A 13976-nucleotide genomic window follows, 5' to 3' on the forward strand; every position below is an offset into this window, starting at 1 on the left:
AATAATGAATGAAAACAGAGGGGTCTTTAATAAGTGAATTTAAAGTTGACATAACTATACACGCCTAAGCTAAACAAGTCCAAAAGTCAACGATATAAACATGAGTAAACGCGCAGACTTACAAACGCAGCAGTTACTTTCTCTTTCTTTGAAAAACAAACTTATATGCTAAAATAAAACCTAGAAGTTATGACTCATTCATATACTGATAACAATATATTATCAGACAGCCATTTAGGCAATACTAATAAGCAATACTGCTCAGTCTATGTATTTTTGGCTTATGTAAATTTGAGTCTTTGTTACCTGGATTGCCAAAGGTATACAATAACAGGGTAAAAACTATTACGATAAACGGCTACCATCTTCTATATTGATGACCTACCTTGTTTATGACAATATTTTATTACCTTATTATCTACTACATTCACTCGTTTTAAGGATAACTTTATGAGTAACAAAAAGAATAGCCCAGTCGTTGAGAGTACAGTTATCAAAGGTAACACTCCAGCAGCGGACAACACACAGAAAAACCCTCAATCACAAAAAGATGTCCAAAAGAACAATGACCATTACGATTCAATTGCTGAGTTAAAAAAAGCCACTGATATTGTTGATGCTGACGGCAATCTAGTTGATGACAACTCTGAAAACGATCAAGCACAGAAAAAAGCAAAAATTAAAGAAGATTTAGTTAATGAGTCTAATATGAGTGAATCAGAAGACCTCAATGTATTTGATACTACAGCAAAGTCTGAAGCGGCCAAAACGCATGAAGACAATACACAAAACCAATCAGTAAAATCAGAGGATCGTGCTGATGATAATACCGATGAGGCAGCTGCTAAGACTAGCAAGCCAAATACTGCTTCTAAAAAGAGCCGCGCTACCAAACTAAGCTCAGGCCAACATCGCGTTGCCATTTTAGGGGGCAATCGCATTCCATTTGCTCGCTCAAATGGACCTTATGCTGATGCTAGCAACATTGATATGTTAACCGCTGCACTTAACGGTCTTATCGAACGTTATAATTTGCAAGATGAGCGTGTGGGTGAAGTGGTCGCTGGCGCCGTTTTAAAGCTTAGCCGTGATCTTAACTTAACACGCGAAGCGGCTCTAAATACTGCTCTAGACCCACACACACCTACTTATGATGTCTCGCAAGCTTGTGGCACTGGCCTTCAATCTGCGTTTGCCTCAGCCAACAAAATTGCTTTAGGAATAATCGACTCTGCCATCACAGGCGGTGTCGATACGACTTCAGACGCGCCCCTCGCGGTTGGTGATGGCCTACGTAAAGTCATCCTAAAGTTAGGAGCGGCAAGAAACAACAAACAGCGTTTGCAAGCACTGATGGGTTTGAACCCAAAAGACTTAATTGAATCACCACAAAACGGCGAGCCGCGTACTGGCTTATCTATGGGTGAGCATCAAGCGATTACCGCTCTTGAATGGAACATCAGCCGTGAAGATCAAGACGAATTGGCTTTTAATAGTCACAAAAACTTGGCACGTGCTTACGATGAAGGCTTCTTTGATGATCTTATTACGCCTTATAAGGGTCTGACACGCGATAATAACTTACGTCCAGACTCTACTCTTGAAAAAATGGGCAAGCTTAAACCAGCATTTGGTAAAAAGAATGCCAACCCAACCATGACAGCGGCCAACTCAACACCACTAACTGACGGTGCTTCTTGTGTACTGCTAGCCAATGATGAATGGGCAGAAGCACATGGTCTTAAGCCTTTAGCTTATATCGTTCATCAAGAAACAGCAGCTGTTGATTTTATTGGTAAATCTGGCAATAAAGAAGGTTTATTGATGGCACCGGCCTATGCAGTACCGCGTATGCTTGAGCGTGCAGGTCTTACTCTACAAGACTTTGACTTCTACGAGATTCATGAAGCCTTTGCTTCACAGGTATTATCAACCCTTGCCGCTTGGGAAGATGAGACATTTTGCCAAGAGCGCCTAGGTCTTGATGCACCGCTGGGCTCTATTGATCGTAGCAAACTAAACGTCAATGGTTCATCACTTGCTGCTGGACATCCATTTGCGGCAACTGGTGGACGTATCCTTGCAACAGCAGCTAAGCTACTAGATCAAAAAGGTTCAGGTCGTGCGCTTATCTCGATTTGCGCCGCTGGCGGTCAAGGCGTCACTTGTATCCTAGAAAAATAACTGGTGTTTATTTGCTTAATAGACAAATAGCTTAGATATTTTGAATTTTTGACACCCTTTAATCGTTTGATTAAAGGGTGTTTTTTATGCTCCCCTATTTTTAAATGCAGTGACAAATCTGCTAGCGCGATAACGAGCAATTCATGATTACATTGCACAATAATAGAACACAGTCATCGCACAGTCATCGATTAGCTTCATCAACAGATATGCTAAAGTAGAGACTATGATGAATACAATGATAAGAATAGTTATTAGGAGTTTTCTATGAGTAAGATTCCCTCGGCAATTGACCCAAAGTCTTTAACACCGCAGGAACACAATGAGCTAAGCAAACCTGAACAAAGCAACTTTATTACACGCATGGATAAAGAAGTCTTCAACGATGAGCTACGCCGTAAAATGCATCAGGATTTAATCGACGCTTATGATGAAGAGCTTGAAAATGAAATAGATGATTATGTACGTGACTTTCGTTTTGACGGACTTGAGATGACAGAGCAAGAAAAGCTTGCTCGTCGTACGTATTTTCAAGAATTGGTGCGCTTACAGCGTGAGCTAATCAAGTTACAAGATTGGGTAGTCGATCGCGGTGAGCGCATCATTGTCATATTTGAAGGGCGTGACTCAGCAGGTAAAGGCGGCGCTATCAAGCGTATTACTCAACGTCTCAATCCCCGTGTTTGTAGAGTTGCTGCCCTGCCGGCTCCGACCGAGCGTGAACAATCACAATGGTATTTTCAGCGCTATGTGGCGCACTTGCCCGCCGCTGGTGAGATTGTATTATTTGATCGAAGTTGGTATAACCGTGTCGGTGTTGAGCGTGTAATGGGCTTTTGTACCGATGCACAATACGAGGAGTTTTTTCAATCTGTGCCTGAGTTTGAGCGTATGCTCGTACGCTCCGGTATTAGGCTAGTCAAGTATTGGTTTTCTATTACCGATGACGAGCAGCATTCGCGGTTTATGAGCCGAATTCATGACCCGCTTAAACAATGGAAGCTGTCGCCAATGGACTTGCAATCAAGGCGTCGTTGGGAAGATTATACCAAAGCCAAGGAGACTATGTTTGAGCGTACTCATATTCCAGAAGCACCGTGGTGGGTCGTTGAGGGCAATAATAAAAAACGTGCGCGTCTAAACTGCATCGCTCATCTTCTCGAACAAATACCTTACAAAGAAGTGCCGCGCGAGGAAGTAGAACTACCTGAACGTAAGCGTGACGACGAATATTATCGAGAGCCTATTCCAGACGATATGTACGTTCCACCCCGTTATTAGACCATTGTAATACTATATTGATAGCTTGTAATACGTTTATTTATATAAAGTGATTTATTATAGTCTGTTTCACAATATAGTCTATATTACACTATAGACTATATTACATAGTATAAGTCGCTTGCTGGCTATCAATCTTGCCTGCTAGTAAACGTTCAACCTCATGCTTTATCTTTTGTCCCGCAACGTCCGTACCGATTTGGACGGCAAACCCTGCAGGACGGTTGGCCTGTGCTTTATGATTGATCCAAACGACTTTACCATTCATTGGTAAACGCTCGCTAGAATTGGGTAAAGTAATAGCGATAAAAACTTCATCGCCCAACTCCTGTACACGGTTGGTAGGTACAAAAAGGGCGCCATTATCTACAAAAGATAAATAGCTGGCATATAGTTTTTCGACATCTTCAATATGACAGGTAATAATACCGCCACGTCCTGGCATTGCCATAATAAAATCCTTAATTTTGATATACGGTTAGATATCGCTTGATTGTCACTTTAGTTTTACTATACAGAGTCTATATGCTCAGGTAGATTCTATAGATAAGCCAAGTCTTGCATCAGCTTATCATAAGCAAATTTTTCTTGCACATTTTGTTGAAGGGCTGTTTTTGTTTGCCGCAACTGGCTTAGCAATGTTTCTAATGCGTTGTCTGTAGGCTGATATTTTTCTAAAGCGGCTAATAGAGCAATATCTTTTTGACTACTATCAAGACCAAGACAAACGCGCCGAACATCAATTAGCATAAGCTCAGTCAGCTTGAGAAAGTCTGGTAGATCAACCTCGGCTTGCCAATAGTCGCTGGCCGCTATACTGCTACGCTTACCACTACGTAGCGCTTGCCATGTGGTCAACCATAGAGCGCGTTTACTATACCAGGTAGCTTTTGCCAACTCTATTGCTGCAAGCGGTGCACCATTTGCTAGCTGTAACAACTGCGTAATTTGTATCGAACTCACTACTTCACGATTGATCGTGTTGCCAAGCTCTTGAGCCACATAGTCATTTGCAATAGCTGGCTCTACTCCCTGCAATGGTAACTGCTGTACACGGCTTTTAATCGTTGGCAGTAGCTTTGCTGGCACGTCGCTGATTAAAAACAGATGAACTTGTGCTTGCGGCTCTTCTAACGTTTTTAAAAGCGCATTGGCGGCAGCGATAGTCATTTTTTCAGCATGATCTAACACGCAAATGCGCATCCCCTGTCCGCCTTGGTAGATAAAGGGTTGCAATGCGCGAATATCATCTACCTTTACTGTCAACGCAGCAACATTGGTTGCTTTTACCGACTTGGTATTGGTCTTCGTTTTTTTATTATTACTGACAGCTTGGTTATTTTCCTGACTTTCAGTGCTGATAGGCATACTGGTAATAGGCAATACTTGTAAGCTTGGATGCGTACCAGATCTAAGCCATTGACAACTTTGACACTGACCACAGGCTCCAAGCGGATACTGCTGACGCTCTTGACACAATAGCCAAGCTATCAGTCGCCAAACAAAAGCACGCTTACCCATTCCTTGCATACCAGCGGCAAGTAATGCATGCGGCAAATTATGGGGCGGTGATAGTACACGACTTGTAAGCTGCGTCCACAATGCTTGCTGCCATGGTAATAGTGGCGCAAAATAAATACTGTCTGTCATATGATTCACGCTTGTTGCCTACTATTTTGTTTAAAATTTACTAAGCTTGTTACTTATCTTATAAACACTTTCAAATATCAATTGCTAAGTAAACGCTTAGGCTATTTATTATGTATTGCTTGTAAACTTATTGACACTCATTGCATTTAAACGATCCAAATCTTCTTGCGTGTCCACGCCAGCAGGTAGCTGAACTTTTGCAGCCGCAATAGCTATGTTGCCACCATTTTCTAACACGCGTAATTGCTCTAAGCTCTCAAGCGTTTCAAGCGGTGTTTGAGACCAATGGACAAATTGTTGTAACAAACTTACCCGATAAGCATACAATCCTAAATGTCGGTAAGCCTCTTTTGGGGCGGGTAGCTCTGCTATATCTAAATTACCGGCAGCCATTGTCAACGCTACATCACGATCACAAGGAATTGGGGCACGGCTAAAGTACAGCGCGCGCTGGGTGTCACCAATGATCGCACTCACAACCTTGACCACCGACGGTCTTATGAACGTCTGATAATCTTCAATAGGCTCGTATAAAGTCGCCATAACGCTGTCATCATCTTGTACCAATAAGTCTTTGACTTGCTGTAGTAAGAGCGGCGGTACTAATGGCTCATCTCCTTGCATATTAATAATGATATCATGATCAGCCCAGCCTTTGATCGTCGCAACTTCAGCCAAACGATCTGTGCCTGAAGCATGATCAGCACTTGTCATTACCACTTCATACCCTGCATCCGAGCAAACCTTAGCGATACGCTCATCATCGGTTGCAATACACATATCATCGGCAAAATGCGCGGCTTGAGCCTTTTCAGCGACCCAAAGTATCATAGGTTTACCATGAATATCTAACAAAGGCTTGCCTGGTAGACGTGTACTCTTAAAGCGCGCAGGAATAACGATATGAGTTTTGGCGGATGCTAAAGCGGATGACATACATAATTCCTATAACAAACAGTTCATAAATTTAAATAGCTAATATACAAATAAGCGGGTAATTTAGACGAACGCTTAGATATAAAAACAACTATATGCATCGACAATCTTAACTGTGACTTGACGTAGCCATGTTGATGTCGAGTGCGGTCAATTGCTGCTGCAATGTCTGATAGCAAGTATCAGATAGTGTGGCAGTCACAGGTAGTATCCATAGCCTGTTTATCAAGGCTCTAATATCATTGCCATTGTGACTGTCAATGGATTCATTCGATTTTATAGCATTTATCTTACTTATCTCTGTTAATAGCACTGTTCGAATTTTTACAGCGTCCTTAGTCGTCACAATCATAGGATGCTCAGTGTATTGCAGTAGCTCGGTCAGACTAAAATTATGATGATCTGGATAAGGATGTCCTATGACATCAAAACCAAGCGTGCTCAGTGTGGCAAAGAAGCGCTGTGGATAGCCGATACCACTAATCGCATGTACCTTATCACCTTTTGACGGTACTGCGTTAGCTGACAAAGGTATGGCTGACTTTGCGGCGTTCAACTCGACTAATTCATCAACAGATAGCAAAGGATATAACTCATCTGGCTGTAACTGCATCGTTAAACGCTGAGCTAAGTTTTCACTATCGTTAAGAGCCGATACTCCGTTGGGTTTTTCATGATAGATAACGGTTGTATTCTTTAATCGCGCTATCGGTTCACGTAAAAACCCTGTCGGTAATAGCTGCTCATTGCCAAATCCACGTGCAACATCTACTACTATCCATTCGATATCACGTTGCAACGCATAATGCTGTAAACCATCGTCAGCGATAATTAATTGTAAGTCAGGATGCGCGTTTAGCAAAGTCGTAATTGCCTGCTTGCGGTTTGGGCATACTGCCATTGGTGCAGCAGTGGTGTTGACAATCAAACACGGCTCATCGCCTACTGTACTTGGCAAACTCTCTTTGGTTACTAACGCTGGCATTTGGGATGTATCGCCGCCATAACCACGGCTAATCACACCAACCTTTACCCCTTGCTGTTGCAAATAACTGACCAAAGTGATAATTAAAGGGGTTTTGCCACTACCGCCAACCGTAACATTACCGATAACCATAACTGGTACAGGCGCACGAAAACTTGACAACATTCCTAATCTATAGGCCTGACGACGCAAAAAAACAAGCAAACCATATAGCCAGCTAATAGGCAATAGCAACCAAAGCCACGCTGCTTTTCGCTGCCAAGCACGAGTAATTGTCGTCTCAATACTCATTATTTAGCATCCATCCAGTTTTGCCCGTGATTTATAACCCAGACTGTTTATTACTCAAAATCTCGATCATACATTTGCGCATAATAACCTTGCTTTTGCATAAGTTCATTGTGAGTGCCAATCTCAACGATGCGCCCGCCGTCCATCACGGCAATACGATCTGCTGACTCAATCGTTGTAAGACGATGTGCAATGACTAAAGTAGTACGATCTTTCATGACATTGTCGAGCGCTTGCTGAATAAAATACTCTGACTCATTATCAAGCGCACTGGTCGCCTCGTCCAATATTAAAATTGGCGCATCTTTTAATAGGGCGCGTGCTATCGATAGGCGCTGGCGTTGACCACCAGACAGCTGCAAGCCTTCTGCTCCAATCTGGCTTTGATAGCCTTGTGGCATTTTCATGATAAAGTCATGAGCAAAGGCATCTTTAGCAGCAGCTTCAACCTCAGCCTGCGACTTGGTCGCTAAACTACCATAGGCGATATTATTAAAAACGGTGGTGTTAAATAGTACCACTTGTTGATTAACCATAGCAATTTGCGCACGCAGGCTCTCTAAAGTAATGTCTTCAATAGGCATACCGTCCATCGTAATCTGCCCTGAAGTTGTGGCTAAGGTACGCGTTAGTAAGTTAACCAAGGATGACTTGCCAGCACCGCTACGACCAACCAAGGCGACAGTCTCACCTGCTCGTACATTTAAGCTAAAATCCTGCAACGCGACAGTTGAATCAGGATAGATTAGGCTGACGTGATCCAACTGAATCTCACCTGATAATGAGGGGCTAAGCGTACCCGTATCGCGCTCTTCAGGCTCATCAAGTAATGCAAATATAGACTCACCTGCAGCGATACCTTTTTGCAGTTTTTGGTTGACATCGGTCAATGAACGTACAGGTTTACTCAGAAGACCTGCTGCTGCAATGTAAGATATAAACTCGCCTGCCGAGATATTGTCAATCACCGATGGGCGCAGAGCAAGCCAGACTACCACAGACATCGCCATTGCCATCAACAGCTGCACCGCTGGAGTGTTGATGCTATTGGTAACGACCACTTTCATACCTTGACGCAGATTCTTTTTTGATGTGACGTTAAAGCGTTGAGCCTCGTAAGCTTGCCCGCCATAGTTTTTTACTACTTGATAACCGCCAATTACTTCATTAGTGATGTGACTCACATCACCCATGGTTTCTTGGATACCTTTGGACAGCTTTAGGTAACGCTTAGAGGCAAAACGAATCAACCATAAGATCGGTGGCAATACCAAAAACAAAATCAACGTCAAGCGCCAGTTACTATAAAGTAAAAAACCAATCAAAGCGACGACTGTCAAACCATCACGCAACACAGTCTTCATAGAATCGGTACTAGCCGCCGTTACCTGCTCGACATCAAAGATTAGTTTGGAGGAGATGGTTCCTGCAGGATTGGCCAGATAAAAAGAGCTTGGCAAGCGTAATAACTTATTAAACACTTGTACCCGTAGCTCGTAAACCAGATTCCGTGAGACTAATGCAGAATAATAGTTACCTAAAAAGCTACCAACACCGCGCACAAAGAATAGTGCAATAATCAAAGCAGGAAACCAATTTTGCTTTGCTTGATCGTTTTGATTAATAGCATCGGTAATATATTGTAATAGTTTGGCAATCCAGATCTCTGTTGCCGCATTGATAGCGAACCCTATTACGGTTAAAAGAAGTGCCCACCAGTAGGGTTTTAAATATCTTAACAGACGCAGCAACGTCTTACGCTTAGGCGGACTTGATGGCTGTTCAAGTTTAAGATTGGCAGAGGTTTTAGTTACGTCAGATTGACTCATAAAAGCCTCGGGTCAAATATTGGTAGATGGATTTATGACATTCATCGCATTGGCAGCGTCATTACATGCAAAAGAATATGGATGTATAGTCGATACCGAATCAAACCGATACATTGTAACGTAATATGCAACTGGTATAAATTTTTCTTGCTTGCTGTGTCTACGCTGACAGAGGCTACAAAAAATTTATACCAGTCTCACTGTATCGTTTTTATAGCGAACTAACTATAGTAATGAGAAAATAAATAGCTCACCACTGCCTACTGTGGCAATGTTTGACCGAGCGGCATAACCGTACTGATATTCAAATTTAAAAAGCCTAGCTTGCCCGCAATATCCATCACTTTTACCACAGATTGATGAGTGGCGTTGGCATCGGCAGCAATAACAAACAAAATGTCCCGCTCATTACCTGCTTCTTGTTGCAACATATTGGTCAGCTCAGCCTCACTATTGTTAGCAAGGCTCATACCATTGACCATATAATTGCCATCCTCTTGTACCGCCACCTCAATACTGTTGGCTGGCTCAACGAGTGCCACACCTTCCGCTTCAGGCAAAACTATATTTAAGCGACTAAAGTGGTTGAATGACGTTGCTAATAACAAAAACACGATCAAAAACAGTAAGCAGTCAATCATAGGTGTTAAGTTGATTTCTAGTGGTTCAACGGTAGGCTTTCTAAAACGCATGGCTAATTCTCTGATGACGTAAGGCTAGAAGGCGAAAATACAAGTATCTTCTATGCAGGTTGGTGCGTATTTTCAGTATCAAAACCCAATGTATCACCTAACTGCTCATCGTCTGTATGTTGGCTTTTTACTATCGTAGCGGACAGTTGATTGAGCGGTAAATGAGCATCAGCCAAGAGCTGATAGTCGTAAAGCTCTTGAATCATTAGTCCAGCTTCAGTCTCAAACCTAGCATTAATATCTACAATTCGGCGCTGAAAATAGCGATAAGCGACGAGCGCTGGTATCGCAACGACCATACCAGCTGCCGTGGTAATCAAAGCTTGCGAGACACCGGCGGCCAGCAAAGTAGGATCCTGCATCGCACCATCTGTAATGGCTAAGAATGAAGATATGATACCCAGTACAGTACCCAATAGACCAAGTAGTGGAGCAATTGCTCCTATTGTACCGAGCATATTAATGTTTTTTTCGAGCTGATGTATCTGTACACTGGCTCTATTTTGCATGTGCATAGTCATTGAGTCTAGACCATACTGACGATATACCAATCCTGTCGCCAAGATATCGCCCAATGGGGTTTTTTCTTTAACATTCATTAACTGAGTGCGACCAATATCGCCATTTTCACGTAGGCGCGTTATTAGTTGTTCACGTAATCTGCCAGGTACGATTTTACTAAACTGTAGCGTACTGCTGCGCTCAATGATAATGATAAGCGCAACTATCGAACATATGACGATTGGCATCATCAGCCAACCACCTGCTTTTACCAACTCCCACATAATGACTCTCTTATAACTTATCTAAAACGTCCAAAAGCTTACGACCATTATGTAATGAGAGTCATTATTAGCGCAGCATGTACCACAGTACAACATTGACACACTGATTAAGTATGTTGTTTTTAATACGTCAGTTTCAATGAGTGCATTAGCGCTGCGCTTCTAGCTGTTTGATTAACGCTGCAAGCTCATCTTGATTGTGAAAAAATATCTCCACACTACCCTGACCATCTTTTTTATGCTTAAGTTTTACTTCTGCCCCTAGCATATCTGTGAGGTGCTGCGTTAAACGCTCAGCATCGTGAGACTGTGATTTTTCAGTACGATCGGCTTTGGATACAGGATTTAAGATTGACTTGACCAGCTTTTCAGCCTCTCTTACAGTCATTCCACCATCAATAATTTTTTGTGCAATGATAGGCTGCTGCTCAGAGGATAACGCCAATAACGTACGCGCATGTCCCATGTCTAAAGCGTTATTTGCCAGATGATCTTTTACCGTGTCATGTAACTGATTAAGACGTAGTAAATTTGATACCGTCGTTCGCGCTTTGCCTACCACATCTGCAATCATTGCATGACTCATGCCAAACTCAGTATGAAAGCGCTGTAATGCTGCTGCTTGCTCGATGACTGACAAATCTTCGCGTTGAATATTCTCAATTAAAGCAAGTGCAATCGCCAGCTCATCAGATAAAGCACGCTCAATTGCTGGAATAACAGGCTTACCTGCCATTTTTGCTGCACGCCAACGACGCTCGCCTGCGATGATTTCGTGAGTCACATCGACTGTACTTTTATCCTCATTTGCAAGTAGCGGCCGGATGACAATAGGCTGCATCACTCCATGTTGTTCGATAGAAGATGCCAGCTCCGCTAACGCCGTTTCACTCATATCACGGCGAGGTTGGTATTTACCTGCTTGCAGTTGGCTTACTGCAATTTGTACCAAACTGATTTGGTCCTCAGAGGCACCACTATCTATTCCATCGCTTGTGGTTCTAGTATTGTGTTTAGAATTATGACGGGTTTTTACGCTATTACGGGTAGTACGCGGCGTGGTAGGCTCACTTGTGTCCGTAGCTACTTTTTTATTATTTTTTGTCGTCTGAATTTTGCTCTGCGCAGTAGATAATTCTGATGTCTGAGCACTAGAGCTGGCAGCAACCGTATCGTCACTATCATGTGTAACAGAATCGTCTTGCAAAGCAGAGGCGGTAATTTGCTTTTCTTTTTTGATTGATCCTAATAAGGCATCTAAACCTCGATTGGCAGCCAATCCTCGTTTTTTCGCCATGATTACCTATCCTCTAACGCTAAATAAAAGCCAAATGTTTATTAATAAATGCTCACTGATAAATACGCAACTTAGTACTTTATCGCTCAGCTAGCTGATGATTACGCTTGCTATATCTTCTTAATGTTAGCCTCTGCTAACGGCTTTGTTTGATCACTTCAGCTGCCAGTTTTTGATACGCGCGCGCCCCTTTTGACCATCTCTCATAGGCAATCACTGGTAGTCCATGCGCAGGCGCTTCGGCCAAGCGAATGTTTCTTGGGATATGAGTTTTGTACATAATGTCGCCAAAGTGAGCTTCGAGTTCGGCAGACACATCGCGCGCTAACGTGTTGCGTGCATCAAACAACGTTCTTACCACCCCTCGAATATACAGTTTAGGGTTGAGCTCGGTTAAGCGTTCAATCGTTTGCGATAAATCAGCCAAACCTTCTAATGCATAATACTCGCATTGCATCGGAATAATGACGCCATCAGTGGCTACCAAAGCATTAATTGTTAACAGGTTTAAACTTGGCGCGCAATCCATAATGACATAGTCGTAGGGTCCTTCTTTAGAGCTGGACTGAGCCTCTACTAAATTGGTCATTGCAGTCTGCAATAGCTCATGACTGTTGGTTTGCCCCATTAATGTGACATCCATACCTGCCAACTCACGATTGGCTCCAATCACATCAAAACCTGCCGGACTCATAACAGTCGCATCTTGTAATGAGACATCATCAAGTAGCACATCTGCTATTGTCAATTCTAAATCATTTTTATCAATACCAGTACCACTAGTAGCATTACCTTGTGGATCCAAATCAATCAGCAGTACGCGCTTACGCTTAGCCGCCAAACTGGCAGTCAAATTTACCGCCGTGGTCGTTTTACCAACGCCACCCTTTTGATTTGCAATTGCTATGATTTCCATACACTTACTCAATTTGATTAAGGTCTGTTGCTCTTTTTCGCTTTAATAAACTTTTGTTTTACATTCTTATTGTCATGTTTCACAAAAAATCTGTTCGTAATTTTATTATAATTTACGCAAAATATCACACGAAAACCTTAAGATTAAGGTCTCACGTTTTAGCCATTGTGTTAAATATACACCGAGCTGACCATACTAAATGTCACCCAGTTATCAACGTGCTCATAGCTTAGTCATTTTTGGCAGACAATTCAATCAAATGACGACTATCATGTAAACGTGGCACATCAAGAATAATGGTTTTGATTTGCCATTTTTCTTCTAAAACTTGTAGCTCATCATTCGTTGGCGTTTTGCCTTTCATAGCGTACAAACGACCACCATTCGCCAATCGCGGCTGCGCCACTTCAACAAAGTCTGTTAAGCTTGCAAACGCCCTAGAAGTGACCACTTCATAAGTCGTTTCATGTGCTTCAATACGTGCAGCAATTGGTTGCACGTTACTCAAACCAAGCTCACTACTAATTTGCTTGATAAAACGAATCTTTTTCTGATTGCTATCGAGTGCAGTACATGAGCGTTCAGGCTGACAAATCGCGATAATAACTGCAGGCAACCCCGCTCCTGTACCGATATCTAGCAGCGACCCTTGAGGCAAATACGGTATAATAGCCAGACAATCAATGACGTGCTTAATTAAGGCTTCGACTGGATCCGTAATCGCGGTCAGATTATACGCTTTATTCCATAGTAAAAGCTGATCTAAGTACAATAATAACGTGCGCTGCTGCGTTTGGCTCAACGTTAGACCAAGCTCTTGCACTGCTTGAGCCAAAATATCAGCAAGCAATGGCAACTGCTTACCAAGTTTTGTAAAACCAGCAGCATCTATATTTGTATTACTCATGCTCGTAGAAGGTAAAGAGGTTTTAGCAGAAGCTGACATATGGCGAATCATCCAGTTTTGGCACGTGAACCTTCTATTTTATCATGCAGGCCACATATTGAATAGTTGCAGATTGCGCTAATGTCCATCATCTTATACTATCAGCGCTAAGATTAGCGGGTTATTCCCTTATCTTTTTATTTTTTATGTCTTTATATAGAATTGCCGTTTTGTTATTACCTAC

12 protein-coding genes are annotated in these 13976 nt (G+C 42.4%); 2 read left to right on the plus strand and 10 right to left on the minus strand.

The window, feature by feature from the left end; genetic code table 11:
- Positions 1-450 precede the first annotated feature (450 nt).
- Together Q0890_RS00465 and ppk2 are read left to right on the plus strand one after the other, a co-directional pair.
- Positions 451-2184 carry an acetyl-CoA C-acetyltransferase gene (locus Q0890_RS00465; RefSeq protein WP_299216072.1) on the plus strand — a complete coding sequence of 578 codons (1734 nt, stop codon included), beginning with the start codon at positions 451-453 and terminating at the stop codon, positions 2182-2184.
- A gap of 267 nt (positions 2185-2451) precedes the next feature.
- Complete coding sequence (gene ppk2 / locus Q0890_RS00470) at positions 2452-3465, plus strand: polyphosphate kinase 2 (RefSeq protein ID WP_299216075.1); 1014 nt, start codon at positions 2452-2454, stop codon at positions 3463-3465.
- A gap of 103 nt (positions 3466-3568) precedes the next feature.
- On the opposite strand, the gene Q0890_RS00475 is transcribed toward ppk2, so the two are convergent.
- The 10 genes from Q0890_RS00475 to rsmG form a co-directional block, all read right to left on the minus strand.
- Positions 3569-3916 (minus strand): PilZ domain-containing protein, encoded by a 348-nt coding sequence (locus Q0890_RS00475; RefSeq protein ID WP_299216078.1) that lies wholly within the window; start codon positions 3914-3916, stop codon positions 3569-3571.
- Between the two features lie 89 nt (positions 3917-4005).
- The gene (locus tag Q0890_RS00480) at positions 4006-5115 is read right to left on the minus strand and encodes a DNA polymerase III subunit delta' (protein ID WP_299217960.1); all 1110 of its coding nucleotides are present in this window, start codon (positions 5113-5115) and stop codon (positions 4006-4008) included.
- 108 nt (positions 5116-5223) lie between these two features.
- Positions 5224-6051, minus strand: a complete 828-nt coding sequence (gene kdsB / locus Q0890_RS00485; RefSeq protein ID WP_299216081.1) for a 3-deoxy-manno-octulosonate cytidylyltransferase — start codon at positions 6049-6051, stop codon at positions 5224-5226.
- A 109-nt stretch (positions 6052-6160) separates the two neighbouring features.
- Positions 6161-7327, minus strand: coding sequence for a tetraacyldisaccharide 4'-kinase (gene lpxK / locus Q0890_RS00490; RefSeq protein WP_299216084.1), 1167 nt, complete (start codon positions 7325-7327; stop codon positions 6161-6163).
- 50 nt (positions 7328-7377) lie between these two features.
- A complete protein-coding gene (gene msbA, locus Q0890_RS00495; RefSeq protein ID WP_299216087.1) occupies positions 7378-9156 on the minus strand; it encodes a lipid A export permease/ATP-binding protein MsbA in 1779 nt (592 codons plus the stop codon).
- A gap of 260 nt (positions 9157-9416) precedes the next feature.
- Complete coding sequence (locus tag Q0890_RS00500) at positions 9417-9848, minus strand: biopolymer transporter ExbD (RefSeq protein ID WP_299216089.1); 432 nt, start codon at positions 9846-9848, stop codon at positions 9417-9419.
- Between the two features lie 50 nt (positions 9849-9898).
- Positions 9899-10633: a MotA/TolQ/ExbB proton channel family protein gene (locus tag Q0890_RS00505; RefSeq protein WP_299216092.1), complete on the minus strand. Its 735-nt coding sequence runs from the start codon at positions 10631-10633 to the stop codon at positions 9899-9901.
- 148 nt (positions 10634-10781) lie between these two features.
- Positions 10782-11930: a ParB/RepB/Spo0J family partition protein gene (locus tag Q0890_RS00510; protein ID WP_299216095.1), complete on the minus strand. Its 1149-nt coding sequence runs from the start codon at positions 11928-11930 to the stop codon at positions 10782-10784.
- Positions 11931-12066: 136 nt separating this feature from the next.
- Positions 12067-12846 (minus strand): ParA family protein, encoded by a 780-nt coding sequence (locus Q0890_RS00515; protein ID WP_299216098.1) that lies wholly within the window; start codon positions 12844-12846, stop codon positions 12067-12069.
- A gap of 229 nt (positions 12847-13075) precedes the next feature.
- Positions 13076-13792, minus strand: coding sequence for a 16S rRNA (guanine(527)-N(7))-methyltransferase RsmG (rsmG, locus tag Q0890_RS00520; RefSeq protein WP_299216100.1), 717 nt, complete (start codon positions 13790-13792; stop codon positions 13076-13078).
- Positions 13793-13976 lie beyond the last annotated feature (184 nt).

Source organism: uncultured Psychrobacter sp. (genome assembly GCF_947488565.1).
GTDB lineage: Bacteria > Pseudomonadota > Gammaproteobacteria > Pseudomonadales > Moraxellaceae > Psychrobacter > Psychrobacter saeujeotis.

Excerpts from the sequence above, each read along its gene's own strand:
- Q0890_RS00465 (WP_299216072.1), top strand. The coding sequence starts at position 451 with ATGAGTAACAAAAAGAATAGCCCAGTCGTTGAGAGTACAGTTATCAAA.
- ppk2 (WP_299216075.1), top strand. The coding sequence starts at position 2,452 with ATGAGTAAGATTCCCTCGGCAATTGACCCAAAGTCTTTAACACCGCAG.
- Q0890_RS00475 (WP_299216078.1), bottom strand. The coding sequence starts at position 3,916 with ATGGCAATGCCAGGACGTGGCGGTATTATTACCTGTCATATTGAAGAT.
- Q0890_RS00480 (WP_299217960.1), bottom strand. The coding sequence starts at position 5,115 with ATGACAGACAGTATTTATTTTGCGCCACTATTACCATGGCAGCAAGCA.
- kdsB (WP_299216081.1), bottom strand. The coding sequence starts at position 6,051 with ATGTCATCCGCTTTAGCATCCGCCAAAACTCATATCGTTATTCCTGCG.
- lpxK (WP_299216084.1), bottom strand. The coding sequence starts at position 7,327 with ATGAGTATTGAGACGACAATTACTCGTGCTTGGCAGCGAAAAGCAGCG.
- msbA (WP_299216087.1), bottom strand. The coding sequence starts at position 9,156 with ATGAGTCAATCTGACGTAACTAAAACCTCTGCCAATCTTAAACTTGAA.
- Q0890_RS00500 (WP_299216089.1), bottom strand. The coding sequence starts at position 9,848 with ATGCGTTTTAGAAAGCCTACCGTTGAACCACTAGAAATCAACTTAACA.
- Q0890_RS00505 (WP_299216092.1), bottom strand. The coding sequence starts at position 10,633 with ATGTGGGAGTTGGTAAAAGCAGGTGGTTGGCTGATGATGCCAATCGTC.
- Q0890_RS00510 (WP_299216095.1), bottom strand. The coding sequence starts at position 11,930 with ATGGCGAAAAAACGAGGATTGGCTGCCAATCGAGGTTTAGATGCCTTA.
- Q0890_RS00515 (WP_299216098.1), bottom strand. The coding sequence starts at position 12,846 with ATGGAAATCATAGCAATTGCAAATCAAAAGGGTGGCGTTGGTAAAACG.
- rsmG (WP_299216100.1), bottom strand. The coding sequence starts at position 13,792 with ATGTCAGCTTCTGCTAAAACCTCTTTACCTTCTACGAGCATGAGTAAT.